The organism is Nocardia neocaledoniensis (genome assembly GCF_029868625.1).
Classification (GTDB): Bacteria; Actinomycetota; Actinomycetes; order Mycobacteriales; family Mycobacteriaceae; genus Nocardia; species Nocardia neocaledoniensis_A.
Window position 1 is genome coordinate 1 of sequence record NZ_JARWOJ010000100.1, and the last position, 26,665, is coordinate 26,665.

27 protein-coding genes are annotated in these 26,665 nt (G+C 68.3%); 11 read left to right on the forward strand and 16 right to left on the reverse strand.

Going from position 1 to position 26,665, the window contains the following annotated elements; all coding sequences use genetic code 11:
* Nucleotides 1–209: 209 nt before the first annotated feature.
* Nucleotides 210–2,591 (forward strand): alkaline phosphatase D family protein, encoded by a 2,382-nt coding sequence (locus tag QH270_RS06850; RefSeq protein WP_280339597.1) that lies wholly within the window; start codon nt 210–212, stop codon nt 2,589–2,591.
* A gap of 148 nt (nt 2,592–2,739) precedes the next feature.
* Nucleotides 2,740–3,327, forward strand: a complete 588-nt coding sequence (locus QH270_RS06855) for an Rv1733c family protein (RefSeq protein WP_280339599.1) — start codon at nt 2,740–2,742, stop codon at nt 3,325–3,327.
* 69 nt (nt 3,328–3,396) lie between these two features.
* Here QH270_RS06855 and QH270_RS06860 read toward each other — a convergent pair whose 3' ends face one another.
* Together QH270_RS06860 and QH270_RS06865 are read right to left on the reverse strand one after the other, a co-directional pair.
* Nucleotides 3,397–4,272 (reverse strand): universal stress protein, encoded by an 876-nt coding sequence (locus QH270_RS06860; RefSeq protein WP_280339600.1) that lies wholly within the window; start codon nt 4,270–4,272, stop codon nt 3,397–3,399.
* Nucleotides 4,273–4,337: 65 nt separating this feature from the next.
* Nucleotides 4,338–6,932, reverse strand: coding sequence for a cation-translocating P-type ATPase (locus QH270_RS06865; protein ID WP_280339601.1), 2,595 nt, complete (start codon nt 6,930–6,932; stop codon nt 4,338–4,340).
* 307 nt (nt 6,933–7,239) lie between these two features.
* Here QH270_RS06865 and QH270_RS06870 point away from each other — a divergent pair, with 307 nt between their 5' ends.
* Nucleotides 7,240–8,595 carry a wax ester/triacylglycerol synthase family O-acyltransferase gene (locus QH270_RS06870; protein WP_280339602.1) on the forward strand — a complete coding sequence of 452 codons (1,356 nt, stop codon included), beginning with the start codon at nt 7,240–7,242 and terminating at the stop codon, nt 8,593–8,595.
* On the opposite strand, the gene QH270_RS06875 is transcribed toward QH270_RS06870, so the two are convergent.
* The 3 genes from QH270_RS06875 to QH270_RS06885 are packed head-to-tail and all read right to left on the reverse strand — an operon-like array spanning nt 8,583 to nt 12,052.
* Nucleotides 8,583–9,467, reverse strand: a complete 885-nt coding sequence (locus QH270_RS06875; protein WP_280339604.1) for a universal stress protein — start codon at nt 9,465–9,467, stop codon at nt 8,583–8,585. The genes QH270_RS06870 and QH270_RS06875 overlap by 13 nt on opposite strands.
* 57 nt (nt 9,468–9,524) lie before the next feature.
* On the reverse strand, nt 9,525–9,974 hold the full coding sequence (locus QH270_RS06880) for a CBS domain-containing protein (protein ID WP_280339606.1): 450 nt from the start codon (nt 9,972–9,974) through the stop codon (nt 9,525–9,527).
* A gap of 41 nt (nt 9,975–10,015) precedes the next feature.
* Entirely contained in the window at nt 10,016–12,052 is a 2,037-nt protein-coding gene (locus QH270_RS06885) for an erythromycin esterase family protein (protein WP_280339608.1), read from the reverse strand.
* Nucleotides 12,053–12,470: 418 nt separating this feature from the next.
* On the opposite strand from QH270_RS06885, the gene QH270_RS06890 reads away from it, so the two are divergent.
* Nucleotides 12,471–13,079: an Rv1733c family protein gene (locus tag QH270_RS06890; RefSeq protein ID WP_432420310.1), complete on the forward strand. Its 609-nt coding sequence runs from the start codon at nt 12,471–12,473 to the stop codon at nt 13,077–13,079.
* 16 nt (nt 13,080–13,095) lie between these two features.
* Here QH270_RS06890 and QH270_RS06895 read toward each other — a convergent pair whose 3' ends face one another.
* The 4 genes from QH270_RS06895 to QH270_RS06910 all read right to left on the reverse strand — a co-directional run bounded on the left by QH270_RS06895 (nt 13,096) and on the right by QH270_RS06910 (nt 16,631).
* Nucleotides 13,096–13,581: an SRPBCC family protein gene (locus tag QH270_RS06895; protein WP_280339610.1), complete on the reverse strand. Its 486-nt coding sequence runs from the start codon at nt 13,579–13,581 to the stop codon at nt 13,096–13,098.
* Nucleotides 13,578–13,913, reverse strand: a complete 336-nt coding sequence (locus QH270_RS06900) for an ArsR/SmtB family transcription factor (protein WP_280339611.1) — start codon at nt 13,911–13,913, stop codon at nt 13,578–13,580. Before QH270_RS06900 ends, QH270_RS06895 begins: the two co-directional genes overlap by 4 nt.
* A 70-nt stretch (nt 13,914–13,983) precedes the next feature.
* Nucleotides 13,984–15,267, reverse strand: coding sequence for an MFS transporter (locus tag QH270_RS06905; RefSeq protein ID WP_280339613.1), 1,284 nt, complete (start codon nt 15,265–15,267; stop codon nt 13,984–13,986).
* Nucleotides 15,264–16,631: an MBL fold metallo-hydrolase gene (locus QH270_RS06910; protein WP_280339615.1), complete on the reverse strand. Its 1,368-nt coding sequence runs from the start codon at nt 16,629–16,631 to the stop codon at nt 15,264–15,266. Before QH270_RS06910 ends, QH270_RS06905 begins: the two co-directional genes overlap by 4 nt.
* A gap of 156 nt (nt 16,632–16,787) precedes the next feature.
* Here QH270_RS06910 and QH270_RS06915 point away from each other — a divergent pair, with 156 nt between their 5' ends.
* Nucleotides 16,788–17,459, forward strand: a complete 672-nt coding sequence (locus tag QH270_RS06915) for an ArsR/SmtB family transcription factor (RefSeq protein WP_280339616.1) — start codon at nt 16,788–16,790, stop codon at nt 17,457–17,459.
* A 241-nt stretch (nt 17,460–17,700) separates the two neighbouring features.
* Here the strand turns inward: QH270_RS06915 and ilvD are convergent, their stop codons facing one another.
* Nucleotides 17,701–19,392 (reverse strand): dihydroxy-acid dehydratase, encoded by a 1,692-nt coding sequence (gene ilvD / locus QH270_RS06920; protein ID WP_280339617.1) that lies wholly within the window; start codon nt 19,390–19,392, stop codon nt 17,701–17,703.
* Nucleotides 19,393–19,485: 93 nt separating this feature from the next.
* Nucleotides 19,486–19,860, reverse strand: coding sequence for a VOC family protein (locus QH270_RS06925; protein ID WP_280339619.1), 375 nt, complete (start codon nt 19,858–19,860; stop codon nt 19,486–19,488).
* A gap of 63 nt (nt 19,861–19,923) precedes the next feature.
* Here QH270_RS06925 and QH270_RS06930 point away from each other — a divergent pair, with 63 nt between their 5' ends.
* Nucleotides 19,924–20,283, forward strand: coding sequence for a winged helix-turn-helix transcriptional regulator (locus QH270_RS06930; RefSeq protein ID WP_280339620.1), 360 nt, complete (start codon nt 19,924–19,926; stop codon nt 20,281–20,283).
* A 76-nt stretch (nt 20,284–20,359) separates the two neighbouring features.
* The gene (locus tag QH270_RS06935) at nt 20,360–20,485 is read left to right on the forward strand and encodes a hypothetical protein (protein WP_280339622.1); all 126 of its coding nucleotides are present in this window, start codon (nt 20,360–20,362) and stop codon (nt 20,483–20,485) included.
* A gap of 60 nt (nt 20,486–20,545) precedes the next feature.
* Here QH270_RS06935 and QH270_RS06940 read toward each other — a convergent pair whose 3' ends face one another.
* On the reverse strand, nt 20,546–21,109 hold the full coding sequence (locus QH270_RS06940) for a PadR family transcriptional regulator (RefSeq protein ID WP_280339623.1): 564 nt from the start codon (nt 21,107–21,109) through the stop codon (nt 20,546–20,548).
* Nucleotides 21,110–21,232: 123 nt separating this feature from the next.
* On the opposite strand from QH270_RS06940, the gene QH270_RS06945 reads away from it, so the two are divergent.
* Nucleotides 21,233–21,649, forward strand: coding sequence for a nuclear transport factor 2 family protein (locus QH270_RS06945; protein WP_280339626.1), 417 nt, complete (start codon nt 21,233–21,235; stop codon nt 21,647–21,649).
* 145 nt (nt 21,650–21,794) lie between these two features.
* Nucleotides 21,795–22,127: a hypothetical protein gene (locus QH270_RS06950; protein WP_280339627.1), complete on the forward strand. Its 333-nt coding sequence runs from the start codon at nt 21,795–21,797 to the stop codon at nt 22,125–22,127.
* A 21-nt stretch (nt 22,128–22,148) separates the two neighbouring features.
* Here the strand turns inward: QH270_RS06950 and QH270_RS06955 are convergent, their stop codons facing one another.
* Nucleotides 22,149–22,304 carry a hypothetical protein gene (locus QH270_RS06955; RefSeq protein WP_280339628.1) on the reverse strand — a complete coding sequence of 52 codons (156 nt, stop codon included), beginning with the start codon at nt 22,302–22,304 and terminating at the stop codon, nt 22,149–22,151.
* Nucleotides 22,305–22,449: 145 nt separating this feature from the next.
* Here QH270_RS06955 and QH270_RS06960 point away from each other — a divergent pair, with 145 nt between their 5' ends.
* Both QH270_RS06960 and QH270_RS06965 read left to right on the forward strand, forming a co-directional pair.
* Entirely contained in the window at nt 22,450–23,769 is a 1,320-nt protein-coding gene (locus QH270_RS06960; protein ID WP_280339630.1) for a metal-dependent hydrolase family protein, read from the forward strand.
* Nucleotides 23,770–23,862: 93 nt separating this feature from the next.
* On the forward strand, nt 23,863–24,279 hold the full coding sequence (locus QH270_RS06965) for a hypothetical protein (RefSeq protein ID WP_280339632.1): 417 nt from the start codon (nt 23,863–23,865) through the stop codon (nt 24,277–24,279).
* 80 nt (nt 24,280–24,359) lie between these two features.
* Here the strand turns inward: QH270_RS06965 and QH270_RS06970 are convergent, their stop codons facing one another.
* The 3 genes from QH270_RS06970 to QH270_RS06980 form a co-directional block, all read right to left on the reverse strand.
* Nucleotides 24,360–24,788, reverse strand: coding sequence for a nitroreductase/quinone reductase family protein (locus QH270_RS06970; RefSeq protein ID WP_280339634.1), 429 nt, complete (start codon nt 24,786–24,788; stop codon nt 24,360–24,362).
* 86 nt (nt 24,789–24,874) lie between these two features.
* Nucleotides 24,875–25,273: a DUF6632 domain-containing protein gene (locus QH270_RS06975; RefSeq protein WP_280339636.1), complete on the reverse strand. Its 399-nt coding sequence runs from the start codon at nt 25,271–25,273 to the stop codon at nt 24,875–24,877.
* Between the two features lie 122 nt (nt 25,274–25,395).
* Nucleotides 25,396–26,649, reverse strand: a complete 1,254-nt coding sequence (locus QH270_RS06980; protein WP_432420311.1) for an NADH:flavin oxidoreductase/NADH oxidase family protein — start codon at nt 26,647–26,649, stop codon at nt 25,396–25,398.
* Nucleotides 26,650–26,665: the final 16 nt, after the last annotated feature.

A 26,665-nucleotide genomic window follows, 5' to 3' on the forward strand; every position in this document is an offset into this window, starting at 1 on the left:
CGGGGGGGGGTGGTGTTCTATTCGTTACTTTCGTATGGGTCCCAAATTTCTTCCTCCCGCGGGGGGGGGGGGCCTACTTGGGGGGGTTTTTGTGCGTGTGGGGGGCTGGGGGGGGGGGGGCCGCGTGCTTGGGGGGGGCCCCCGCCACCGTGTTCGTCCGGTATCCCTCACCGCCGTCGCGCCTGACGCGTGTTCTGACGAATACCCCGTTGACCACTCGCCCGGTGGACGGCGAGGAATGGCTCGCCCGCCCGCCGTGGCAGCTCGGCGCAGGTTTCATGGCGGCGACAGCGGGGTCGGCTCTGCTCTCCTTGGTCATCGCCGCCTCGCCGTACGTGGTCGACGGCTTCGACCGCAGAGTCGCGGCCTGGTTCGACGGGTTGTCCGCGTCCTGGTGGTCCCAGTTCACGGACGCGGCCTTCGACACGAGAACCGTGCTCGCACTGGTGGTCCTGGTGGGACTGGCGTCCCTCCGGTGCCGGGCGTTGGCCGTCGGCTACGCAGTGGCGGCGGCGTTCGGTCTGCTGGCCAGTGTCGGGCTGCGTGCCGCGATCGAGCGCGCGCGACCGGCCGACGGGCCGATGGCGGGCGCGTGGGATTCCTACCCCAGCGGGCACCTCATCCAGGCCGTTCTGATCGCGGGTCTGGTGCCGCTCGCTGTCGCGTCGTTGCTGCATCGACGCCGTGTGATCGGGGTCCTCACCGCGCTGATGGGGCTGGCGGCGGCAGCCACCGCGATCGATCGGGTCGCCGAGGGTGTGCATTGGCCCACCGATGTGCTGGGTGGCGCGGGAATCGGCCTGGCGCTGGTTCTCGGAGCACGATGGGTCATCGAACAGCCTCGCGCGCACGTCGCCTGCCGGAGCTGCCTGTGGTCGCCGCATCCGCGACCGGGTCATTCCCCACGGGGAGTGATCCCGTTGACGGTCTCCGGTGCTCGCCTGGTCCGGGTGTTCGCCCACCTGTCGGCAGCCGCTGTCGCGTTGACATTGGCCGCGTTGACCGTGACCGTCGGCGTCCCGTCGAGTGGAGAGGGGTTCGTCTTCGGGTCGCGCGTCGAAACGCCGGTGCAGCTGGCACTCGCCGGCGTGGTGTCGCTCGGTGCGTTGATCTCGTGGCGCTGGGAGGCCGTAGGTGCGGTGTTGATCGCGTTCGCGGCCAGCTGCCTCGGCATCTTCGCCGCCATCGAGTACGAGCCGGGCTACGCGATGCTGCTCACCGGCGGCGCGATGGTACCCGCGGTGTTGCTGTGGCTGAGCTGGCAGCACCGGCGCACCGCGCTCGAATTGGTGATTCTCGCGGTCGTGACGCTGCTGTTGCTGGCGGGTACCTGGTTCGGCGCGAACCGGGTCTACGCCATCTACTTCGGACCCACACATCCGGCGAGCTCCGCACCCGAGCTCGACGTGGATCGCGTCGAATGGTCCTGGTCGGGTGGCTTGCGCGCCGATGGTGTGACGGTCACCGCCCGGCTGGCCGAGGGCCACCGCCGTGCGAGTGTGCGCCTCACCGCGGCCGACGGTGCGGTGGTGCGGTCCCCGGCTGTCGTGGCGGGGGAACATCGGGTCGCGCGCATGGAGGTCGCCGGGCTCCGCCCCGACACCGACTACACCTACTCGGTGATCGTCGACGACGTGCCGGACGGCGCGCGCGGGGTCGGCCACCTCCGCACGCCGGCGGTGGGGCCGATGTCGTTCCGGATCACCGCCGGGTCCTGCGCGAGGGTCGGGTCGAACGGCGCGGTCTTCGACGCGTTGGCCCGGGAGCGCGGATTGTTCCATCTGGCGCTCGGCGATCTGCACTACGGGAATATCGAAAGTACCGTCCCGGGACCGTTTTTCTCGGCGTACGACCGGGTGCTGACCAGTCCGGGACAGTCCGCGTTCTATCGCGGCGGCCCGGTCGCCTACGTGTGGGACGACCACGATTACGGGCCGAACGACGCCGGCGCGGACTCGCCGGGCCGGACGGCATCGCGCGTCGCGTTCGATACGATTGTTCCCCACTATCCCTTCGTCGCGGCGGAAGGGACAGTCAATCAAGCCTTCACGATCGGCCGGGTCCGGTTCATCATGACCGACGACCGGTCGGGCGCGACGCCGGATTCGGTGCTCGGCGCCGCGCAGCGGGACTGGCTCGTCGACGAGCTGGTGCGATCGAGTCGCACGCACGCCCTTGTCGTCTGGGGCAATTCCCTGCCGTGGATCGGTGCCGCGGATCCCGGGGGTGACGGCTGGCCGGGGCACCCCGAAGAACGGCGGCACATCGCCGACGCGATCGCCACCGCGGGGATCAGGAACCTGGTGATGGTCGGCGGTGACGCGCACATGGTGGCCGTCGACGACGGCACCAATTCCGACTACTCCGCACAGGGCGGTGGCGGGTTTCCCGTCCTGCAGGCGGCGGCACTGGACCGGCCGGGAAGCGTGAAGGGCGGTCCGTACAGCCACGGCGTGTTCCCGGGCGGTGGACAGTACGGAGTCGTCGACATCGCCGACGACGGCGCCCAGGTGACGGTGACCCTGACGGGCAAGCGCTGGGACGGAACAACGCTCACACGCGCGACCTTCGCTGTGCCGCCGCGCGATTGAGACGAGAACGGCACCGGCCACCGCTGACCGGCGGCCGTAGGTCAGGCCGGTCGACCCTGGCGGGCAATGACCTTCGCCCCTGCTTCGCCGACGTGCCTCCGGCGATGCTCGAAGGTGAACGGTGATTCCGCCGAAAGAGGTGATCGCGATGACGTCGTCGACGTTCCGAATCGATGCCGTGTCCACGGCAGTGCTGCGCTGGTGGCGGTGCCGGCCGTGGAGCGGTAACCCGCTGATGCGATGGCCGGATCGGCTGTGCGCCGCGGTACGGCTGGTCGCCGCCGTGGTGATGGTCGCGTCGATCCCGATAGCACTGACCCTCGGCACGATCGCCTACACCGGGAACGCGGACCGGATCCGGGTCGAGAACGCGGAAGCTGTCTCGGTCGTCGCGGTGATCTCGGAGAAGCCGGAGTTCGTCCAGGGCCTCGGCTGGCGAGCGAAGGCGAGGTGGGAGTCGAGCACCGGCGACGTCGAGAAGGTGGTGCCGGTGACACGGACCGCCGCGCAGGGCGATCCGGTGACGGTGTGGCTCGATGGCACGGGCAACGTGGCCGAGACGCCGCCCAGATCGTCGGCCGCGGCGGTGATGACGGGCATCGGGGTGGCCGTGGCGGTGCTGGTCGGCGCGGGGGTGTCGACGTGGTGCCTCGTGGCTCTCAGCGATCTGTTCGTGAACCGGCGGCGGAAAGCCGAATGGGAGCGTGAGTGGTCGGCGATGCGCCGACCCGGCTGAGACCCCGCTGAGAGCGAGGGTGCGGCCGGTTCCCCGGGGGAACCGGCCGCACCCTCGAGGGGCGTCGGGTCAGGATCTCGCTGCGGGCCTGGCGATGATCAGCGGGCATTCCGCGCCGTGCAGAACGGCTTGCGCGACCGATCCGAGCGTCATGCCGGCGAACCCGCCACGGCCATGGCTGCCGACCACGATCAGCTGGGCATCGGCGCCCGCCTCGAGGATCGCCCTGGTCGGGCGGTCCTCGGTGACGAACCGTTCGATCGAGACCTCCGGGTACTTCTCGGCATACCCGGCGAGACTTTCCGACAGGACCGCTTCGGCCTCGGTCTGCATGACCGACCGGGGCTCGTAGCGATAGAACTCCGACCACGCGAGTACCGCGATCAGACGGGCATCCCGGTGGGCTGCTTCGTCGAAGGCGATCCCGATCGCGTCGACGCTGCACGGTGATCCGTCCACACCGACGACGACCGGGCCGTCGGCCGGTGGCGTCGTCTCCGGGATGACGGCCACCGGGCAGTGCGCGTGGCGGGCGATCGAAGTGCTGACCGAGCCGAGCAGCGTGCGGCGGAACGCGCCGAGACCGCGGCTACCGACGACGATCATGCGCGCCGACTCACTGCGTTGGCGCAGCACGGCGACTGCCGAGGCCAGGACGGCCTCGGTCGAGATCGCGATGTCGGCGATGGGCGCGGCCACCGCTGCGGCTTCGGCCGCGGCCGTCGCGACGACGGACTCGCCGTGCTTGCGCAGCGCGTCGAGATCGTAGAGGGGACCCGCCATGCCCGGCCCGTAGTCGACGGGGACGTCGGCCGCGTACACCAGGCGCAGCGGCACGCGATGGTGGGCGGCGTATTCGGTCGCCCACGTCAGTGCCCGGCGAGACTGTTCGGAGCCGTCTACGCCGACGACGACCGGGCTCTTGGGATTTCCGGGAAGAGTCATTTTCGTGCCTTTCTGTCTCCGTCACTGTGCGCGCCCGACAGGGCGGTACGGCAGGGTCCCAGGACCTATGTCGGCGGGCACTTGGTCGTGTCGCCGTCGCCCGACCCGAGCGATGTCGGCCGCCGGACAGCCGGGGATGACGGCTGCCGGCGGTGCCGCAGTACCTTGTGCGCGGTGTCGGCCGCCAGGAGAGCGGGGATCGCGCCGGCGGCGAGCACCCAGCCGAGTGGGCTCGGTGGTGCCCCGCCGAGCAAGGTGGGAAGTGGCGGCACCCACAGGAATACGACGAGCAGGCTGATCTCGATCGCGACGGTGGCCAGCAGCAGCGGATTTCCGCGCCAACCGACCGCGCCCACCCAGCGTGTCTCGCTCCGGCAGGCGAACGCGTTCGACAGCTGGCCCAGAACGATCGAGACGAACAGGGCCCCTGACGCCGAGGCGAGTGTGCCGGCGGACACCTCGTCGCCGAACCGCCAGCCCGCCACGAGGAGGACCGTCAGGAACGTGCCCACTCCGACGGCGGCCTCGGTGGGCCCGAGGACGCCGAACACCCGGCGTAACAGGGTGCGATCGATCAGCGTCCCGACCTTCGGCGGCCCGGACATGGTGCGGGGATTCGGGGGCTCCGCGCCCAGCGCGAGAGCCGGCAGCATGTCGGTGCCGATATCGAGCGCGAGGACCTGCAAGACGGTGATACCGAGCGGAATCGTTCCACCGCTTGCCGCCCACAACGCGAACGGGGCGAGTTCGGCGACATTGTCGGTCAGGTGATAGGTGAGGAATCGGCGAATATTGGCAAAGGTCGCCCGGCCGAGCTGGATCGCGGCGACGATGGTTCCGAAGTGGTCGTCCAGCAGGACCAGATCAGCGGCCTCGCGGGCAACGTCTGTGCCGGAAGCTCCCATCGCGATGCCGATGTCGGCGGTGCGCAGCGCGGGACCGTCGTTCACTCCGTCGCCGGTCATCGCGACCACATGGCCCCGCTGTTGCAGGGCGGCGGCGATCCGCAGTTTCTGCTCGGGCGCGACTCGCGCGACCACCACTCCGCCGCGGTCGAGCATGCTCGCCAACCGTGCGTCGTCGTCAGGGAGATCCGCTCCCGAGACGACGACGCGATCGGGGCCGAACAGCCCCACCTGCTCGGCTATCGCCGCCGCGGTGCCGGGGTGGTCTCCGGTGACCATGGCCACCTGGATGCCGGCATCGCGACACGCGGCGATGGCCGCGGCCACATCGGGCCGCGGGGGGTCCTCGAGCCCGAGGACACCCAGCAGGCGCGGGGACGTGCCCGCTGCCGCCGCGCGGGCGACAGCGAGGACGCGTAGTCCACGTGCAGTCATATCGGTGACCTGTGCGGCGGCCTCCTCGGTGCCGGAGCCGCACAGTGCGAAGACGGCTTCCGGGGCGCCCGTCGTGTGTTCACCCTCGGCATCGACCACCGACGCCCGGCGGGTGTGGGTGTCGAACGGGGTGCGCTGTCGTGGCGCGGGTGGGACGGGGGCGCCGACGCGTGCGGCGAGCACGTGCACGGCGACTTCCATCGGGTCGCCGATCGGCACCCACACTCCCTGCGCGAGCTGCGCGTGGGCGTCCGGTGAACACCGCGCGGCGGAGTCGGCGGCGGTCCTGGCGGCCGCGATTGCGTCTTCGGCTCCGGTGAGCGTGGCGTCCGGGCCGTACCCGGCGCCGTCGAGGGTCACCGGTCCTCGAGGTGTCCATACTTCGACGACCTGCATCTCGTTGCGGGTCAGGGTCCCGGTCTTGTCGGTGCAGATGAAGGTCGTCGCGCCGAGGGTCTCGACCGCCTCGAGTCTGCGGACGAGCGCGTTCTGCCTGGCCATCCGCTGCCCGGCCCGGGCCAGCGACAGCGTCACGGTGGGAAGCAGGCCCTCCGGTACCAAGGCAACGGTGACACCGATAGCGAACAACAGGCTCTCGCTCAGATCCTGTCCGAGTGCGGCGAAGACACCGAACGCCGACGCTCCGACCAGGACGGCGATGAGCGCGACGAGGCGTACCACCCGGTGCAGCTGTCGGGTCAACGGGCTGGGCGGCCTGGTGGCTCCAGCGGTCACTGCGGCCAGCGAAGCGAGGCGAGTGGCTGTTCCGATCGCGGAGACCTCGGCTTCGCCGTGCCCCGCTACGACAAAGGTGCCGGCCAGGACGGGCGCGCCCGCACCGCGTTGCACCGATTCCGCCTCGCCGGTCAACATCGATTCGTCGACCGCGACATGTGCCGCCAGCAGCGTCGCGTCGGCACAGATCCGATCGCCCGCCTCGAGGACGAGAAGGTCACCGACCACCAGCTCGCTCGAGTCCACGGTGACGACCCGCCCGCCGCGGCGCACCGTGGCCTTGACCGGGAGCAGATCGCGGAGGCGTTGAGCGGCCCGGTCGGCTCGGAATTCCTGGACGAACGCGAAGACGCCGTTGAGGATCACCACGCAGGCGATGGCGATCGCGAGTGCGGGCATCCCGGCGACGAGCGCCAGCGCGGCGGCTGTCCACAGCATGGCCGCGAAGAAATGGGTCAATTGAGCGGCGAATTGCGCGATCCGGTGGGGCGGTGGCGGCTCGGGCAGGGTGTTGGCCCCCTCCCGGCGATGACGCGCCGCGGCTTCGGCATCCGTCAGTCCTCGGGAGTCGACCGCGGTCTGCATGGCAGCCTCCTTCCGCTGATTCGACCGTGCGAGGCTGTTCCCTTGCGGTCGCCGGCACTGATCGGTCGGGACGGGTGAGGGCACGGCCTCGGTTGCCAGCTTCGCTCGCCGCCCTGCGGTGGGAGCAGGGCCGAGGTGCCCCCACCGCGCGGACCAAAGCCACTGCGACGAACATGCCCACGGCGAGGTCCTCGGCGGACCATTGCCTCTGACCGGACCGTTGGTCACCCGCGAGAATTGGTTCCGATGGCTGTACGCCATCGCGCGCCGTGACGAACGGCATGTGCGCCTACCGCGAGGTCGACCGATGAGCGAGTTGCACCCCCTGGACGGGGGATTTCTGGAGTTGGAGGACGCCGACCGGCACATCAGCATGGGGATCGGTGCCGTGGCCGTCATGGCTGGGCCGGCGCCGACGCGGTCGGAGTTCGCCGACTGGCTGAGAGCGCGCCTCGATCGCGTCGGGCGCCTCCGCGAGCGGGTGCGGGAGTCGCGGTGGGAGCTGGCGGCGCCGGTGTGGGAGGCCGATCCCCATTTCGACCTGGCCCACCACGTCCGCTGGACCGCTCTGCCCGAGCCGAGCGACGACGCGGCATTGCGTGAGGTGGTCGCCACGGAGCTGGCCGAACGCCTGGACCGCGACCACCCGCTGTGGCGATGCGTCGTCGTCGAGCGCCTGGCAGGCGATCGCTGGGCGCTGATCGTGCAGGCTCATCACGCCATGGTCGACGGGATCTCGGGGATCACCCTGTTCGAACGGCTGTGTGATCCGGTGGAGGACGAGCCCGCGACGGAGGCGTCGCCGAGGTCTGCGGGGCCGGCCGCCGGGTGGTTGGATCTGGCGGTCAGGGTGGCACGCCTGCCCGTGGTTGCGCCGCGGTGGGCGATCTCGACCGCGCGCAGCCTCGTGCCGGTGGTCTACGCCGCTGTCGCGCCGAGCGCGTCGTCCTCGCTGAACGGCCCGATCGGGCGGCAACGACGATACGTCGTCGCGCGAGCGTCGCTGACCGAAGTCCGTGCCATCGGGACCGCGTTCTCGGCGTCTGTCAACGATGTGGCACTGGCCGCGGTCACCTCGGCCTACCGCACGCTGCTCACCCGCCGCGGCGAAGACCCGACCGCGCGGCGGGTGCGCGTCCTGATTCCGGTCTCGGTCCGCGGGAGTACCGCCGACCACGTGCTGGATAATCGCGTGTCGGCGATCATTCCGCACTTGCCCGTCGAGGTATCCGATCCGGTCGCGCGGCTCGCCGCGGTCCGCGCCCGGATCGCGCACCACCGGGCCAGGGGGGAGGCCGACGCCGAACGGTCGATGCTGGCGGTGGCGGAGTCGCTGCCCTATGCGGCCGTCGCGCTGGCCTTCCGGCTGGCGGGGCATTTTCCGCAGCGCAGCGTCACGGCCCTGGCGACCAACGTGCCCGGTCCGAGCCGGCGACTGACCCTGAATCGGTCTCCGGTACTGGAGATCCTGCCGTGCGTTCCGATCGCGATGCGACTGCGTACCACGATCGCGATCCTGAGCTACGACGATCGGCTCGTCTTCGGGATCACCGGTGACTACGACTCGACTCCCGACATCGACGTGCTCGCGGAGGGAATCGAGAGCGGCATCGCCGAGTTGCTGGCGGCGGTCGCCGATCACGTCCCCGATCAGCGCGGATGAACGACCATCACGGCGCAGTGGGCATGTTGGACAAGGGTATTGCTCGTCGAACCGAGCAGGAGCCCCCGGAATCCGCCCCGGCCCCGGCTACCCACCACGATCAGACGAGCGCTCCGAGACCGTTCGAGGAGATGGTGGGCGGGACCGTAGCGGTGCACCTCCTGGGTCACCGGCACGTCGGGGAACGTGTGCGACCACTCGGCCAGTTGATCGGCCAGCACTGCCGAGGCCGAAGCGTGGGCAGCGGAATCGTCGGGGGTGACGGCGATTCCGGCGAGACTCTCGAATCGCAGATCGGTCCGGCAGTGCACGGCGACGAGCGGGGCCCGTCGCTGGTGGGCCTCCCCGAACGCGACCTCGACGGCGGCGCGACCGAACCGGCTCCCGTCGACGCCGACCACCACCGGGCCGTCGTCTCGTCCGGTGGACTCGCTGTCGCCGTCGACGACCGTCACTGTGCCGTGTCCGTGCGCACTCACCGCAAGCAGCGTCGAACCCAGGTGCAGGGGCAGGTCACCTTTGGCACCCGCGCCGCCGATGACCGTCATCAGGGCCGATTCCGACCGTCTGATCAGGGCCGGGCCGGGGACTTCGTCGGTCAGTTCGGTGTCCACCCGCAATCGTGGCTCCACATCGTGGGCGATGCGACGCGCCGCGTCGAGCATGGCGGCGCCCCGTTCTCGCAGGGCCGCGGTGACCGGCGGAATGAACAGGTCGAACGGTCCGAAGACCCTTTCGGTGGAGGCCAGATCGAGCGCGTGGACGATGTGCAGTCCACTCGCGCGGTCGGCCGCGGTGCTCGCGGCCCAGCGCACCGCTCGCTCGCTCGACGGTGAGCCGTCGGTGCCGACGAGAATTCGCGCCGCGCTCACATCGCCTGCCTTTCCTGCGCTGCCGGGGCGGATTCGCTCATCGCTCGCATCGGCGCGCTACCGGCCGTCGGGCGTCATCGGGAGATGTTGTGCGCACACCGATCCCACGAACTCACCGACGGTCGATTCGGGCAGGCCGCGAGCGATATCGGCCTCGCTGATGATGCCCACGAGCTTGCCGTCCTCGAGCACCGGGAGCCGCCGGATCTGATGCCGCTCCATGAGAGCCAGTGCCTCGGCCATGTCGGCGTCCGAGCCGATGGTGAACAGATCGTCGGCCCCCTGTGCCAATTCGCCGGCCGTGGTGGTTCGCGGATCACGGCCCTGCGCGAGACATCTGACGACGATGTCGCGATCGGTCACGATGCCGACCGGACGGCCTTCCCCGTCGCAGATCGGCAGGGCGCCCACATCGAGTTGGTGCATGCGCTGGGCGGCGAAATCCATGGTGTCGCGCACACTGAGACTGGCGACGTCCGGATGCATGATCATCTGTGCGGTGGTCATCGAATTCCCATTCCTTTACTGGCGAACAATCAGGCGCCCGGTCACAACCCCGTGGGGTATGTCTCCGGAGTTCTCGCGGCACTCCACCGGCTGGTGGGCTCGAGCGGCTGGAGCGCGGTCGTCCTATCGATGTGGATGATCGCGTCGAACTGCGCCGCCGCGCGGGTGTGGAAGTAGTGGCTCTGGCGTTCCGTGCCGGGGCGGTACACGACGCCGATCGCTCGCTGAAGGCGTGGTTGATCGAGCTCGCCCGCGGTGGCGTCATCGGTGTCGTTTCGGACCATGAACTCGCCGACGCCGGTGTCGTGCAACAGTGCTTCCAGGCTGGACGGTAGCGCGGGGCGAATCCGCTCGTGCACCGCCGCGCCACCCCAGTTCTGCGCCGCGGTGACCGAGCCGTCGTAGGTGCTCCAGCCGATCGTCCGGCAATGCGCCCCGTGCCGTTGTCGCATCAGCTGTCCGATCGTCAGCTGTCCCTCTGCACCGAACTCGGTGGCACGGGCGTCTCCGACATGCGAATTATGCGCCCAGACAACAATTTTGGGTGCGTGTCCGTTGCTCGCACCGCCTCGGCTGTCACGGAGATGCTCCCGTAGCGCGTCGAGGGTGTCCGCCATGTGTTCGTCACGGAGGTTCCACGACGCGGTGTGATCACCGAACATCGTGCGGTAGTACAGCTCGGCGTCGCGGACGGACCAGGCGTTGCGCAGGGTGTCGAAAAGCGACTCGGCCGCGTCCGTTCCGGCGCCGAACTCGGCGAGCGACCGGCGCTGCAACTCCACCAGTTGGGCGACGACCTGGTCCTCGCACGTCCTACCCGCACCGAATGCGGCACCGTACCCGTACGCCTGTCCGTCGTCGGAGTCGGCGTGGTCGAAACAGCTGTACCTGACCTTGGCGCGTTGTGCGGCGGCACGGTCGGTCCGTTCGAGATACCGCACAACCTCCTCCATTGATCGGTGGAGGCTGTACAGATCGAGGCCGAAGAAGCCGGTGGTGGGTTCGTCGTTGCGCACCTGTCCGTCGTTGTGCTCACGCAACCAGCCGACGAAGTCGCGCACCACCGTGTTCCGCCACATCCAGGCGGGGAAACGCTGGAACCCACGCAGGGCTTCCTCGGCAGAGGTATCGCTGCCCCGGCCGTGCACGTAGCGATGGACACGGGCGGCATCGGGCCAATCTCCTTCGATCGCGACGGCGCCGAAGCCCCTGTGCTCGATCAGCCACTTCGTCATCTCGGCCCTGGCGGAGTAGAACTCGTGTGTCCCGTGCGTGCTTTCGCCGATCAGGACGATGCTCGCCGTGCCGATGAGATCGTCGAGGTGACCAATGGGCGGCATCCCGCCGGGTGCGGGAATCGCGGACGCTCGGATCGTCGCCGCCGGGTCGGTCGCCGGCGCGCCGGTGGTCGGGGTGGCGAGCAGGGTCTGTACCTGCTCGTCGGTGACCTGATCGAAGTCCCAATAGGACGCGCCGACGGCACGGAACGGCGACGGAATCGTCGCGCACACCACGTCGTCGACCATCGCGCCGAGTTCCCGACAGGTCGATTCCGGCGCAGCGGGGACCGCCACGACGATGCGGTCGGGTTCCTGGTCCCGGATGGCCTCTATCGCGGCGAACATACTCGCGCCGGTGGCCAGCCCGTCGTCGACGACGATGACGGTCCTTCCGGTGAGGTCGAGCGGCCCGCGATCGCCGCGGTACGCGGCTTCGCGTCGCGCGAGTTCGGTCGCCTCCGTGGCGGCCACGGCACGCATCTGCTCGGACGTGAGGCGCAACGCGCGGACGACATCGTCGGCCAGGACAACGCGTCCACCCGCCGAGAGCGCCCCGAAGGCGAACTCCGGACTGTCGGGAACTCCCAGCTTGCGGACAACCAGAGCGTCCAATGGAGCGTTGAGCGCGGCCGCCACCTCCCAGGCCACGGGGATGCCGCCGCGCGGGAGACCCAGCACGATCACCTCACCGCGACCCCGATAGTGCGCGAGCAATTCCGCCAGGACCTGGCCGGCCTCGCTGCGATCACGGAAGATGCGGCGGGTGGAATCCTCCGCCCGCGATTTGATCGGGTTCATCGCCGTCTCGATTCGATCCGTGAATCCTGCCGCTCTCGCCGCGAGATCAGGACTTCTTGGTGGAGAGGTAGGTGGTGATGATGACCATGGCCGCGAAGATCGCGGCGATGAGAACCGCGGTGACTGTCCAACTCATGACAACTCCTTCTCAGTGGGATCTCCTGCTTCCGATTGTCGGCGCGCGGAACGTCCGTCGATACGGCACTTCGTCCCCTCGTGGAAGGGCGTTGGACCGTCTTGGTCTTCATCAGCAGTGCCAGAAGACCAACGGTCCGGCCTTGCCGGGACCAACGGCCCTACTTCGATTCGGTGGGGTCTTCGGACGATGGACAGGAGGAATGTCCCACCAGTGAGGAGCAGGCATCATGAACGCGAATACAGGCGACCGGCTGATCGCTCCGGGCAAGCGAAGCAGGTGATGGCGGTGCCAGGGCGGTATCCGTCGACGTCGAGCTGGTGGAGTCGCCGACCATGGAGCCGCAATCCGCTGATGCGGCCGTCGGATCGGTGGGAGTCCGCGCTGTGGCTCCTGGTCACAGCGGTGGTGCTGGTGGCGATACCGCTGGCCGGTGCGGTCGGCACCGCCTCCTATTCGGCTGCGGGAGAACGGCTTCGGGAGGAACGAGCACGCTTGACATCGGTCACCGCGACGGTGGGGGAGACCCCGTCGCGCTCAGTGACGATCGGGCCACGTGGATACGCCGTCGAGCGGCACACCGCGCGCGTCGCGTGGTCCGAGGCCGGCCGCGGTGGTACTGCCGTTGTCGATACTCCCGCTTCCGCTTCCGCCGGCGACAGCCTGGTGATCTGGCTTTCCGGCGACGGGCGGCCGGTGTCGGCGCCCGCCGGACCCAGCGCCGCGGTGTCGGCCGGGATCAGCGCCGGGGTCGTGATGCTGAGCGCAACAGTGGGCGGTGCGCTGGCGATCGCCTGGGGCGCCGGGCGGTTGCTGCAAAGTCGCCGCCGCGCGGCATGGGCGCGAGAGTGGGAGCGGTTCGACCACGCGACGGGCAAGGAGTTCTCCTGACCTGATCAGGGGAATCTCAGGACGGTGATTGCGCGGTCTCGGCGAACAGCTCGAGCAGGGTGCTCCACCCGCCGCCGCGTTCGACGATGGTGTCCTGGATGGCTTTTCCGTCGACGAGCCGGTCGAGGTGTCGGTGTTCGAGGGTGACGGTGGTCTGCTCGGGCCCGTCGGCGGTGAAGCGGACCTCGATCTCGCTGGCCCGCGCGGGGTCGGGGTCGTATTCCCAGCGGCCGTTGATCTGCCAGGTCACCACGAGCCGGTGCGGTGGCTCCCATGTCAGTACCCGGCCCCAGTCGCATTCGGTGCCGTCGACACCGCGTTCGTACCAGCGTCCGCCCTCGCCGGGCTCGAGGATCGCATCAGCCATCTCGGCCTTGCCGATGTGATAGGCCGCAGGCCACCAGCGGCCGAAGGATTCGGTGAAGAACGCGAACGCGCGCTCCGGGCTCATCGCGACGGTGGCCGTGCCTTCCAGGACGGGCAGTTGTCCGGTGCTGGTCATGGTCGATTCTCCTGTTCGGGGTCGGTCGCCGCCTGCTCGGCGGCCTTCTGAAAAGCGGTCAACGCCTCGTCCCAGATGCTCTGGAAATAGGCCTGGATCGCGGCGAGGCCCGCGGGATTGATGCGGTAGATGCGCTTGGTGCCCTCCGGGGTCGCCACGACGAGACCCCCTTCCTTGAGGACACGCAGATGCTGCGACACGGCTTGGCGGGTGACCGGAAGCGACTCGGCCAGCTCACCCACCGACGACGGTCGCCGAGCGAGTCGTTCGAAGATCGCCTTGCGGGTCGGATCACCGAGGATCGCGAGATCCACATCTTTGAAAGCATCCACTTGCGTAAGTGTGCGCTTTCAAAGGGGGAGGCGCAAGACCCCGGGCGCGAAAACAGCGGCACAGCATGAGTCAGGAGGGTTGTCGATGGGCCGGGGGATGGGTTTCATACATCCGGGCTCCGACGATCATCGCGGTGGCGGCGCTGATGGCGGCGGCGGCCCAGACTGCGGCGTGCAGGCCGAGCAGGTCGGCGACGATGCCGCCCAGGATCGCGCCGACGGCGTAGCCGAGGTCGCGCCAGACCCGGTACACCCCGACCGCGCGCCCGCGCCACAGCGGATGCGCGACATCGCCGATCACCGCAAGCAGCGTCGGGTAGACCATCGCGGTGCCAGCCCCGAGCAAGATGGCACCGAGAGCCCACACGGTGAACCCGTCACCGGTGGCGATGATCGCCAGCGCGACGGCTTGCAGGGTCATGCCGCCGGTGATGAGGTGTTTGCGCCCCCACCGGTCCGACAGCGCTCCGGTGACGAGTTGCCCGGCACCCCACACCCCGGGGTAGAGGGCGAACAGCAACCCGATCTGGCCGACCGACAGATCGGCAGTGGCGAACAGCAGGGGGAACAGCCCCCACGACAGCCCGAAGTTGAGGTTGTTGACCAGACCGGCGAGGCTGGCCGAGGACAGGCCGGGTTCGGTCAGGCTGGTCGCGACCGCGATCTGGCGGTCGGTCAGATCCGCGTGGAGGTGGTCGTGCAGGCCGTCGGCGCGCGGAGTATGCCCGGCGGCTTCCAGGCGGGCGTAGTCGCGGGTCTCACGAATGAACAGGCCCGAAATGGCCAGGGCCAGTGCGATATAGGCCAGGCCGAGCAGGAACGGGGCCGGGCGCAGTCCGAAGTGTTCGGCGAGATATCCGGCGAGCAGGGAGCTGATCGCGACCGCTCCGTAGCCGGCGGCTTCGTTCAGTCCCATGGCGAGCCCGCGCCGGTTCGGGCCGACCAAGTCGATCTTCATTACGACGGTGGTCGACCAGGTGAGGCCTTGGTTGATGCCGAGCAGCACGTTGGCGGCCACCACCCAGCCCCAGTTCGGTGCGGCGATGAGCATCAGCGGCACCGGGATCGCGAACAGCCAGCCGATCAGCAGAACCGGTTTGCGCCCGTAGCGGTCGGACAACGTGCCGGCGAAGTAGTTCGCGATCGCCTTGGTGATCCCGAACGCCGCGACGTAGGTGAAGATGAATGTGTATCCGGTGAGCCCGAATTCGGACTTCGCCAGCAGCGGCAGCACGGTCTGCTGCTGGCCGACCATGCCACCGACGAGCGCGTTGACCGCGACCAGCAGCGTGAACTGGGCGGCGTTCTCCCGCAGGCCGAGAACGGGGGTCCGCGCACTCGGGCGCAGGCTCATGCTCGGGCCGCCAGATCCTGGCCGAGCGCGGCGGCGTAGTCGGCGGGTGAGCCTTCCAGGATGCGGATGTCGGTGCGGCCACTGCGTTCCAGAATGCTGGCTGCGGTCGTGGCCCGTTCGCCGTGCCCACACATCACCGCCACCGGCCCGGCCGGAACATCGACCAGATGGGCAGCGAGAGTGCCGAGTTCGAGGTTTCGGGCGGCGGGCACGTGGCCGGCGAGGTACTCGCCGTGTTGGCGGATATCGAGCACGGTCGGTGCGGGGTGTGCGGCGAGCTGGTCGGCGCTGAGCAGCTGCGCCTTCTCGACCGGCCCACTCCAGGCGCTCATCCCGTCGGCGAGTTCACCGGCAAGGGTGTCGAACCCGACTTTCGCTGCCTCCCAGGCGATGTCGATGCCGTCCTGCGGGCGGTCGCGGACGATGATCACGGGCCGGTCGGGGTCGGCGAGCCAGCCCAGCCAGGTCGCGAACACCGGCCGCAGAGTGATCGACAGTGCTCCGGGGATGTGGCCTGCGGCGAAATCGGCGGCCGGGCGGGCATCGATGACCTGCGCGCCGTCAGCGATCAGTTCGCTGACCTGGTCGCTGGTCAGCGGGGTCAGGGTGGGGGAGTCGCCGAGGACGGCGGGACCGTGGTGGTTGATTGCGCCGAGGCGCAGGAAGTAGTCGGGGAAGGTCCCGAGCGAGGCGAGTAGGGCCTCGACGAAGGCGTCCTCGCCGTCGACCTGCAACAGCGGATTGGTCGCACGCTCGTGGCCGATGGTGGTGGTGCGTTCGGTGCCGGTGGCCGCCGAGCAGAACGAGCCCGCGCCGTGGGTGGGCCAGACCGGGGTGTCGTCGGGCAGTTCCATCAACCGGCGCAGTGAGTGGTACTGCGCGCGGGCCAGCGGGATGGTCTGCTCAGGGCTGACCAGGTCGGTGCGCCCGGCGGTGCCGACCATCAGCGAGCCGCCGGTGAACACGCCCTGCAGCTGTTGATCTGCATCGTGCAGCAGGTAGGACAAGTGTTCGGGCGAGTGTCCCGGCGTCGCGAGCGCTTCGAGGACGAATGCGCCGACGGTGACGGTCTCGCCGTCGGCGAGCGCGGTCACATCGAACCCGCGGGGCCCGACTTCAGGGGCGATGACGATGGCGCCTTCGGTCTCGGCCAGTTCCCGTACGCCGGAAATGAAGTCCGCGTGCAGGTGGGTCTCCACGGCATAGGCGATCCGCAGGCCGTGACGGCGAGCTTCGGTCCGCACCCGCCGCACGTCGCGCTCCGGGTCGATGACCATTGCGCGCCCATCCCCGAGGCCGAGCAGATAGGTCGAGTTGCCCAGCCCCTCATCGATGACAGGGATCAGAGTGAAGTCAGTGGGCATCGCGTACTCCTCAGTCGCCGCTCGTCAGCCAATATTCCAATAAACCATGGAATACAGTAGAGGCTATTCCAGGTTTCTATGGAAGACAACTCTGGGTGGCGGTCGGCCCGCCGCTGAGCAGGCGCGTACCATATTCCACAGATGATTGGAGGAGCCGTGAGTGTTGATCGCACCGCCGCGAAGGCGGCGCTGTACGAGTCGTTCGCCGCCAGCGGTAAGGCACTGGGCAGCGGCAAACGACTCGAGCTACTGGATCTGCTGGCGCAGGGGGAGCGCAGTGTCGAATCGCTCGCCGCCGCTGCCGGGCTCAACCTCACCACCGCGTCGGCGCACTTGCAGACACTCAAGCAAGCCGGATTCGTCGCGACCCGCCGTGATGGTGTGCGCATCCACTACCGCCTCGCCGGCGAGGACGTGGCGCAACTGTTCGCGTTGCTGCGCAAGGTCGCCGAAGCCCACCAGCCCGCCGTGGCACCGGCCCGCGAGACCTACCTCGGTCCCGCCGACAGCCCGGAGATGACCCGCGAGGAACTGCTGACCCGCGCCGAATCCGGAGACATCATCGTCCTGGACGTGCGCCCCGCGCCGGAATACCAGGCAGGGCACATCCCCGCCGCGGTCAACATCCCCGTCGACCAGCTGGCCGACCGCATCGCCGAACTCCCCGACGACAGTGACATCGTCGTCTACTGCCGCGGCGAGTACTGCGTCCTGGCCCACGACGCCGTGCGCCTGCTCACCGGCCACGGTCGCCGAGCGATCCGCCTCCACGACGGAATGCTCGAATGGCGCCTGGCCGAACTCCCTCTCGCCTTCGCCCCCGCCTGACGACTGCGGGGAACGGAAAACTGTTGTCCGGGAATCGGACTCGCTCACATTCGGTGACGATGGTCTGAGCGTGATGTGCCGGCTCTCGTCCGCCGGGCGCTCACCTAGGATCCTCCACTTTGTGCCGCTCACCCTTTCGGCGGTGACGGGCCACCCACAGCTGTGGTGCGAGTGACAACACTCGCCGGTGATCGGCGGCCAAGAGCTGGGGCCCCAGCTGCGAACGCCTGTTCGCGGCGGGTCAGCCGGTGACGGCGCCGTGGGCGGCCGAGCTGACCAGTTTGCGGTACTTGGCCAGGACGCCCGAGGTGTATTTGGGGGGCAGCGGTTCCCAGCCGACCTTGCGGGTGGCGAGTTCGTCGTCGTCGATCTCGACGTCGAGGATGCGGTTGGCGACGTCGAGGACGATCGGGTCACCGTCACGGACGAAGGCGATCGGGCCGCCGTCGACGGCTTCCGGCGCGACGTGGCCAACGCACAAACCTGTTGTGCCGCCGGAGAATCGGCCGTCGGTGAGCAGGAGGATGTCCTTGCCGAGGCCGGCGCCCTTGATGGCGCCGGTGATGGCGAGCATCTCGCGCATGCCGGGCCCGCCCTTGGGGCCCTCGTTCCGGATGACGACCACGTCGCCGGCCACGATCGTGCCGTCCTCGAGCGCGTCCATCGCGGCGCGTTCGCCGTCGAACACCCGGGCCGTCCCGCGGAAGACGTCGGAGTCGAAGCCGGCGCTCTTCACCACGGCGCCCTCGGGTGCGAGCGTGCCGTGCAGGATGGTGAGTCCGCCCGAGCGGTGGATCGGGTGGTCGAGGCGCCGGATGACCTCGCCGTCGAGACCGAGTTCGATCCCGGCCAGATTCTCGGCCATCGTGCGGCCGGTGACGGTCATGACGTCGCCGTGCAGCAGACCCGCGTCCAACAGCGCCTTCATGACCACCGGGATGCCGCCGACCCTGTCCACGTCGTTCATGACGTAGCGGCCGAACGGCTTGAGATCGCCCAGATGCGGCACCTTGTCGCCGACCCGGTTGAAATCGTCGAGGGTGAGCTCGACACCGGCCTCGCGGGCGATGGCCAGCAGATGCAGCACGGCGTTGGTCGAGCCACCGAGCGCCATGACGACGGTGATCGCGTTCTCGAACGCCTCCAGCGTCATGATGTCGCGGGCGGTGATCCCGCGGCGCAGCAGTTCGACGACCGCGGCACCGGACTTCTCGGCGTAGTCGTCACGGCGCCGGTCGGGCGCAGGCGGGGCGGCCGAGCCGGGCAGGCTCATCCCGAGCGCCTCGGCGGCCGAGGCCATCGTGTTGGCGGTGTACATGCCGCCGCACGCACCCTCACCCGGGCAGATCGCCCGCTCGATGCGGTCGACCTCCTCGCGGGTGATCAAGCCCTTGATGCACGCGCCGACGGCCTCGAACGCGTCGATGATCGTGACGTCCTTGCCGTCGACATTGCCGGGCAGGGTCGATCCCGCGTAGAGGAAGACGCTGGACAGGTCGAGGCGCGCGGCGGCCATCAGCATGCCGGGCAGGCTCTTGTCGCATCCGGCCAGCAGCACGGAGCCGTCCAGGCGCTCGGCCATCATCACGGTCTCGACGGAGTCGGCGATGATCTCGCGGCTGACCAGCGAGAAGTGCATCCCCTCGTGGCCCATCGAGATGCCGTCGGACACCGAGATCGTGCCGAATTCGAGCGGGTAGCCGCCCGCGGCGCGCACGCCTTGCTTGACCGCCTTGGCCAGACGGTCGAGCGAGAGGTTGCACGGCGTGATCTCGTTCCAGCTGGACGCGACACCGATCTGCGGCTTGGCCCAGTCCTCGTCGCCCATGCCGACGGCACGAAGCATGCCGCGGGCCGCGGTTTTCTCGAGTCCGTCGGTGACATCACGCGAGCGGGGTTTGATGTCGATCGATCGGTCGTCGTCGTGTGCCATACGGAAAGCCTACGAGCACGCCGTGCCGATACTCACGCGCCACTCCATCGCGGTGTCGGACGACCCCTGGCCCGTCCGCCGAGTTCGGCTTCGTCAGCCGAATACGTGCGAGCGGATGTCGGGTGCCCACTCCACGTATTCGACGTGAACACCGTCGGGGTGGCGCGCGTACACCACCTGACCGGTCGCCGAGACGATCGGCCCGTGCGTGATCTCGCCGCCGATGCCGGTGACGAACTGCTGGGCGGCGTCGAGGTCGTCGACGATCACCGGTCCGATGGTGTCGCGGTAGTCGCTGACCGCGTCCGGTGGTCCGGCGATCACGAGGAAGTCCCCGACGGCCGCGATGTCGGCCCGCTCGAAGCGGAAGCGCAGATCAGCGGGGGTGCCGACCAGCTTTTCGTAGAGGGGGAGCGCTCGGTCCAGGTCGGTGACGAAGAGGCGGGCGTAGGTCTTGAGGATCTTCACCGGCCCGACGGTACGGTCGATGTCGGTCGCGGGTAAGTACGCACTTCGAGGTGAGAGGTCCACATGGTCGTCGGCGAATCCGACCGGCAAACGCAGGCGGCTGCCGTCGCTCGCCGCATCTTCGCGACGCTGTCGACGAAATGGGCGTTGACGGTGATCGAAGCGATCGGACTCGGCGAGCGACGCTTCGCCGAGTTGCATCGATCGGTCGACGGCATCAGCTACAAGATGCTCACCCAGACCCTGCGTGGGCTGGAAGCCGACGGAATCGTCGCCCGTCACGATCACCAGTCCGCCAATCCCCGCGTCGACTATTCGCTCACGGCGGCCGGGATCGACCTGCTGACGACCGTGCACGCATTGTGCGCTTGGTCGCGCACGCACCTGGAAGCACTGCTCGAGGCGAATCCCGCGACTGAATGAGCATGTGCGCCGAGCTATCGGTCCTTGGACCAGCAAATCGTTCCTCGAGTGCAGGTTCGCACCCGAGGAAACAGTCGTGCTGGCACGCACCATCCGATCGACAGCGCCGCTGACGACGGCCGACCGTGCCGCGGCCGACGCCGTCGCGGCGGAACTCGCGGCCGGCCGGTTCGACCGGAGCGGGCGAGGCGACGCGAGCTGACGCCGCGAGATCGCCTCGCCAGCCGGGCCCGCCCGCGCTGGTGGACTGGACGACCGGAGTTCAGACGTTCGAGGTGACGCGTCGGTCGATCGCGGCCAGGGCGAACTCGGCCCAGCGGATGTTCTCCTGTTCGAACGAGATTCCGCGCAGCAGCGTCAGATAGGGGCCGATGCGCTCGGCCTCGGCGAGGTAGGCCTGTTCGCTGCGGCCATCCAGTAGCCGGGTCCGGAGCCGTTCGTAGCGGGCCAGTTTCGCCGCCGCCCATTCCCTGCGCTCGGCCACTGCCGCGCGCACCGCGGGGGCGTCTTCGGCGTCCATGCCCTGGACCTTGACCATCATCTCGTCGCGGATCGCAGTGGGCTTGGATGCCGCGGCGATGAATTCGCGCAGCGCCGCGCGTCCGGCCGCGGTGATGGTGTGCAGCCGCTTGTTGGGCCGGCGTTCCTGCTGCACCACCCGGGTCTCGATGAGCCCGTCGGTGGCCATGCGGTCGAGCTCCTTGTACAGCTGCTGGGGTGTGGCCATCCAGAAGTTCGCGACCGAGGCGTCGAAACTCTTGGCCAGCTCGTAGCCGGATGCCTCGCCGTCGAGCAGGGCGGCCAATATCGCGTTCCGTAGTGCCACCCCGACAATTTACCATCTAGCGCGATTATTCAATTATTTGTCTTTGGAGGGGTGGACGTGCCGCATGAACGTGACTACGGTCAACAAGACCTAATCAATAAGTTGACTATGAAAGGTGAGGGAATGCATCCCTTCCGACTGGCCGTGGAGGCGCGCGACGAAGCCGCGATCGAGGCCTTGCTGGCCGAGAACGTGGTGTTCACCAGCCCGGTGGCGTTCAAGCCGTATCCGGGCAAAGCGATCACCGCGGCCATCCTGCGCGCGGTGATCCGGGTGTTCGAGGACTTCCACTACGTGCGTGAGATCGCTTCCGCCGACGGGCGTGATCACGCCTTGGTGTTCGAGGCGAGCGTGGACGGCAAGCAGGTCACCGGCTGCGACTTCCTGCACTTCGACGCCGAGGGCCGGATCGACGACTTCATGGTGATGGTGCGTCCGCTGTCCGCCGCGCAGGCGCTCGCCACGCGCATGGGCGAGCAGTTCGAGCGGATCAAAGCCGAGGCCACCGCGCAGATCGCGCGCGAGGGTGCCGGCGCGTGAGAGCCGGTCCTGCTGTTTCGGCGGGGCGCGCTCGGGTATCGCCCGGTCGAAGGTCGCGCCAGCGACCGCCGCGGTGACGCGATGACCCGGCCCCAGGCCGGTCGGGTGTCGTCGCCCCGACACCATCGACCGGAGGGAAGACCCGATGGCATCGTCGAATCAGCACGATCGTCCCGTCGTGAAGCGCGCGGAAGCGCACGGCGAGGAGTTCCCCGACCACGCGCGCACCACCCGCAGCCACGCGGGCGAGGCCCTGGAAGACGGCTACAACTTTCCCGGAATCGTCTTGTGCGCGATGGGGATCATCGCGCTGGGACTGTGCCTGACCGCCACCGGATACGGCTTCGCCGGCTGGGCGACGATCAGCGCCATCGCCACGGTGACTCTCGCCGGCGCCGGGATCGCCTGGCTGCTGCTCGAACACCGCCGGGTCAAGGCCGGCGAGGGATTGCGACTCACGGATCCGCGCGGACATTGATCCCGGCCCGCCGGATCACCATCAATCCGGCGGTTCCTGCGCACCTGGGGTCTCGGCTGTCTCGGGGGCCAGTTCGCGCGTGGCCATCCCGCCGTCCTTGCCCTGATCTGTCGGGCCGGGGCGGTCGCCTTTCGGATCTTTGGATTTCTCGTCGTCGTGCTCGCTCTTTCCAGACATCGCACGTTCCTTCCCCAGTGTTTGTTCGGCTGTACTCGTTTCCGGTCGATTCATCGACGACTCCGCGGCTGAGCCGGAATTCCGCTGTGGGTGGGCGTTGGTGTGTCGGCCCGCGATGCCCTCTGACCGGGATACCATCCCGCTGGTGACCAGTGCAGCGGCCCTTGTGAACGGATCTTTGGTTCTCGGCGACAGGGACGGCACGGTCTCGACCGGCCACACGATCGTCATCGGTGCCGGGGGTGACATCGAGCGGGTCGGCCCCGCCGACGAGGTCGAGGTCCCCGCCTTCTGCCGCGTGATCGATATCAGTGGACGGTACGTGATCCCTGGCCTGATCAATGCGCACGCGCATCTGTTCGCCGACGGTAGGCCGCTGCCCTCGATCTACGCCAACAAGTTTCTCGAACCGTTGACGATGCGGTTCCTCCGTGGGCCACTGGGCAGGCGCATGCTCGCCGGCCGGACCGAACGCAATGTCGCGACCCAGCTGAACAGCGGTGTCACCACATTGCGCAGCGTCGGCGACGTGGCCTACGAGGTGGTGGCCGAACGTGACGCGATCGAGCGGGGTGAACGCATCGGTCCGCGGGTGCAGGCGTCGGGCCCCTTGCTCGCCGTTCCGGGTGGTCACGGCGCCCCGCAGATCGCGCTGATCACCGATTCACCCGAGGAAGCGCGACGCAATGTGCGGATCAACCTGCGCAACGGCGCCAACGCGATCAAGGTATCGGCGACCGCAGGCGTCACCGATGCGGTACGGGTCGGTTACGCGGGCAAACCCGAGATGACCGAAACCCAGATCGCGGCCGTCTGCGAAGAAGCCCACAGCGCAGGCGTTCTCGTCGCGGCACACGCCCAGAGCAAAGAGGGGATTCTCCTCGCCCTGCGCGCGGGTGTCGACACCATCGAACACGGCGCGGGGATGACCCAGGAGATGATCGAGCTCTACACCGACAACCAGCGCTCGCTGCGTGGCTACTCCGCAGTGATCCCGACCCTGTTGGCTGCTGTGCCGCTGGTGAAACTGGACCGTTCGGTCACCACGATCGACGACGTGGTGCACGCCAACGCCGAGCTGGTGCTCGACGAGATGCTCGCCGGAATTCGCGACGCGCAGGCCAACGGGGTGGTCATGGGCATGGGCAGCGATTCCGCGCTGACATTTTCCACCCACTACGACATCTGGCGGGAAATGGACCTGCTGGTGCGGTACGGCGGTCTGAGCACCGCGCAGGTGCTCAACGCGGCCACGCAGGTCAATGCCCGGATCCTCGGGGTCGATGACGTCACCGGCGCGATCGAGGTCGGCATGGCCGCCGACCTGGTCGTGCTCGGCGCGAACCCGCTCGACGGATTCCGTGCGCTGGCCAGGCCGGAAATGGTGGTGGTGCGCGGGCACATCATCGATGCACCCGAGGTGAAACGGTTCCCCGCCATGGAGGCTCAGCTCGATTCCCTGTGAGCAGGACACGGGTGTCGATCCGGGTTCCTCCCGTTCGACCTAGGAGTGAGAAGGCCCAGTCGGGCCGGACACCTACGCGAGGAGGAAAGAACCATGACTCTCGATGATCTCGATGTCCTGCTCGGCGCCTGGGAACTCACCGGGCGCACCCACAGATCCGACCACGACGACATCACCGGGGCGGTCACCGTCACCCGCGTCCTGGACGGCGGGCTACTGCAGCTTCTCGGCACCATGCGGGTCGGCGACACCGAGATCCGCAGCCTGGAACTGATCTGGCCCGACGATGCGAGCGCGGGCTTCGCCGCGCACGTGTATTCCGGCACCGGCGCCCCACTCGACTACCGATGGATCCGTCAGGGAGACCGGCTCGTTCACTCGGGTCTCGGTATGACCTACACCGGCACGATCAGCACCGACGGTACGGTGATCACCGGCACCTGGTTGCCCGATCCGGATCGTCCGGACATGGCCGAGGCTGCCTACGACGCCACCATGATCCGCGTGTGAGCGGCGCGGCGTCATCTTCGCGCCGACTCGGAATTCCGATAGTGATCGAGGCAGCCCGCACTGCCGCTTCGGCCGCCAACTCAACTGACATATGTGACTCTGACGCTAACAGGGGACGTTTTCAGCGTGCGGTAAGTCGATCGGCTCAGCATCGTATTCGACGCAATCGAGTAAAACCTTCGCTGCGCGTCGTCGTCATAGCGAAACTCGGCAATGCCCTGCTTCCATCGCCCGTCGATCTTCAGCTGAACCTGCGGGTTCGCAGAGATATTGGCGCCCCAACCGGACTTGGTCCCGTGCATGCACACGATCCACGCTCCCGCGGAGTCCTCGGATATCGCAACCGGAACAGTTCGACGCTGGTTGGTCTTGCGGCCCACTGTCTCCAACTCGGCAGCCAAGCGGGTTTCCATCCCGAATGTCCGGGCCAGGGCTACCAGCGGGTTGGCGATGTATCTGCCGAACGATTGAAGCAGTCGCCACTTCGACCACCCTGTGTGTGTACTCATCACGGCCTCCGTATCTCATCGTGGTTCTTGCGAGGGGTGAAGTTGGTGGCGTGCCGTGCGGCCGACGTCCGTCGAAATAGTTGCCGTCATCTGTAGATGGAACGTCGGACAGGTAGCCACAAAATCGTCAGAGCGATCGGCAGGGTGAACCCGAGGGGAATATCGCCGATCAAATGCATGCTATGGGAGCTGTCTACGGCTGCCATGAGGGCCATCACGCCCATATGCGCGAAGTTCGTGACGATGGTGAAGTCGATGAAGAAGCGATTCGTGATGGGATCATTCGATGCTGCCCACACGTATGCTCCCCAACAAACGTAGATGACCGACAGCATGTAGAGGTACTCGTTGCCGCCATGGGCGGTCCAGGCCAGCAGACTTCCGAGGGTTCCGGAATCCTCGGCGAGGAGTGGATCTACATCGAGCAGAAGGCCGAGCGCGGCTGCTCCGAAGAACACGGCCATCGCCGCACCGAGGACCTTCATTCCGAGCTGTAATCGCCTCATCTGGCCTGCTGTGGGGCCGCGGCACTAGTCATCGAGTACATCCTCATTCAGGGGTCGGGACAACTTCATCGAGCGATTCGGCGGCGACTCGCCGGTCTCTGTCAGGAACGCTTGGGCGTAAACGCGCCCGGCCCGTTGCGCAGCGACATCGATGCGGCGGTGCGCCACCACGGCCGGTGCGGATCAGGGTCCTTTCCGGCGCCGAGTCGGTGCATCTGGTCGGTGTACCACTGCATGTCGAGCGCGTTGTCCAGTGGTGCGAGATCGGTCACAGCACCGAGGGCGCGGCGTAGCCCGAACTGGGTGCGTGCCACCTCGAGTCGGTCCGTCCGGCCGGTCAGGATCGCCTCGGCGGCATCGGGCACCAAGCATGCCGATCGGCCGAGCCCGACGATGTCGCAATCGCCGGAGCCGATCGCGCCGCGCATCGCCGAACCGCTGCGGAAGCCACCTGTCACCGCGATCGGTAGGTCACCGGCCAGGTCGCGGACGGTGTGGGCGTATTCCAGGAAGTACGCTTCGCGGTCCTGGGTGCGTTGCGAGGACTGTCCGAGCATCGCGGGAGCCTCATAGCTACCCCCACTGATCTCGAGCAGGTCGATCGATTCGTCCGCCAACGCTCGGATGACATCGCGGGATTCGTCTTCGGTGAATCCGCCGCGCTGGAAGTCCGCGGAGTTCAACTTGACACCGACGGCGAAGCTGGGCGAGACAGACCCGCGGATGGCGCGAATGATCTCGAGGAGGAACCGGCGTCGCCGCCGCGGATCGCCGCCCCAGTGGTCATCACGCTGGTTGGCCAGTGGTGACAGGAACTGTGTCACCAGATAGCCATGAGCTCCGTGTACCTCGACCCCGTCGAATCCGGCGGCTTCCAGCACCGCTGCGGTCCGGGCGAAGCGGTCGATGATCTCCCGGATCTCGCTGTCGTGCAGGGCTCGTGGGGTGACGGCGCCGGGGATTTTCGCCGCTACCGCGCTCGGCGCGACCGGCCTACGTCGACTGGCCAGAGCACTGGCCTGCCGACCCGGATGGTTGATCTGGACCCACAAGGGCGTGGCGACGTGAGCGAATGTCGCTGCCCACCGACGCAGCCCGGCCTGGTGCCGATCGTCTTCGACAACGACGTTGCCGGGCTCACCGATATGCCGTCGGTCGACCATCACGTTCCCGGTGATGACGAGACCGAACCCGCCGGCGCTCCACCGGTCGTAGGCGCGTTCGAGGCGCCGGGAGGGCCCATGGTCATCACCGCACAGCGCTTCGCTCAACGCGGATCTCATCATTCGGTTCGGCAGCGTCTGGCCGCATCGAAGCTCTAGTTGATCCTGCAGCGTCATGGTGCTGTGCGGCATGCGGTTCTCCGATCCA

Excerpts from the sequence above, each read along its gene's own strand:
- QH270_RS06855 (WP_280339599.1), top strand. The coding sequence starts at position 2,740 with ATGACGTCGTCGACGTTCCGAATCGATGCCGTGTCCACGGCAGTGCTG.
- QH270_RS06860 (WP_280339600.1), bottom strand. The coding sequence starts at position 4,272 with ATGACTCTTCCCGGAAATCCCAAGAGCCCGGTCGTCGTCGGCGTAGAC.
- QH270_RS06865 (WP_280339601.1), bottom strand. The coding sequence starts at position 6,932 with ATGCAGACCGCGGTCGACTCCCGAGGACTGACGGATGCCGAAGCCGCG.
- QH270_RS06870 (WP_280339602.1), top strand. The coding sequence starts at position 7,240 with ATGAGCGAGTTGCACCCCCTGGACGGGGGATTTCTGGAGTTGGAGGAC.
- QH270_RS06880 (WP_280339606.1), bottom strand. The coding sequence starts at position 9,974 with ATGACCACCGCACAGATGATCATGCATCCGGACGTCGCCAGTCTCAGT.
- QH270_RS06885 (WP_280339608.1), bottom strand. The coding sequence starts at position 12,052 with ATGAACCCGATCAAATCGCGGGCGGAGGATTCCACCCGCCGCATCTTC.
- QH270_RS06890 (WP_432420310.1), top strand. The coding sequence starts at position 12,471 with ATGGCGGTGCCAGGGCGGTATCCGTCGACGTCGAGCTGGTGGAGTCGC.
- QH270_RS06895 (WP_280339610.1), bottom strand. The coding sequence starts at position 13,581 with ATGACCAGCACCGGACAACTGCCCGTCCTGGAAGGCACGGCCACCGTC.
- QH270_RS06905 (WP_280339613.1), bottom strand. The coding sequence starts at position 15,267 with ATGAGCCTGCGCCCGAGTGCGCGGACCCCCGTTCTCGGCCTGCGGGAG.
- QH270_RS06910 (WP_280339615.1), bottom strand. The coding sequence starts at position 16,631 with ATGCCCACTGACTTCACTCTGATCCCTGTCATCGATGAGGGGCTGGGC.
- ilvD (WP_280339617.1), bottom strand. The coding sequence starts at position 19,392 with ATGGCACACGACGACGACCGATCGATCGACATCAAACCCCGCTCGCGT.
- QH270_RS06930 (WP_280339620.1), top strand. The coding sequence starts at position 19,924 with ATGGTCGTCGGCGAATCCGACCGGCAAACGCAGGCGGCTGCCGTCGCT.
- QH270_RS06945 (WP_280339626.1), top strand. The coding sequence starts at position 21,233 with ATGCATCCCTTCCGACTGGCCGTGGAGGCGCGCGACGAAGCCGCGATC.
- QH270_RS06950 (WP_280339627.1), top strand. The coding sequence starts at position 21,795 with ATGGCATCGTCGAATCAGCACGATCGTCCCGTCGTGAAGCGCGCGGAA.
- QH270_RS06955 (WP_280339628.1), bottom strand. The coding sequence starts at position 22,304 with ATGTCTGGAAAGAGCGAGCACGACGACGAGAAATCCAAAGATCCGAAA.
- QH270_RS06965 (WP_280339632.1), top strand. The coding sequence starts at position 23,863 with ATGACTCTCGATGATCTCGATGTCCTGCTCGGCGCCTGGGAACTCACC.
- QH270_RS06970 (WP_280339634.1), bottom strand. The coding sequence starts at position 24,788 with ATGAGTACACACACAGGGTGGTCGAAGTGGCGACTGCTTCAATCGTTC.
- QH270_RS06975 (WP_280339636.1), bottom strand. The coding sequence starts at position 25,273 with ATGAAGGTCCTCGGTGCGGCGATGGCCGTGTTCTTCGGAGCAGCCGCG.
- QH270_RS06980 (WP_432420311.1), bottom strand. The coding sequence starts at position 26,649 with ATGCCGCACAGCACCATGACGCTGCAGGATCAACTAGAGCTTCGATGC.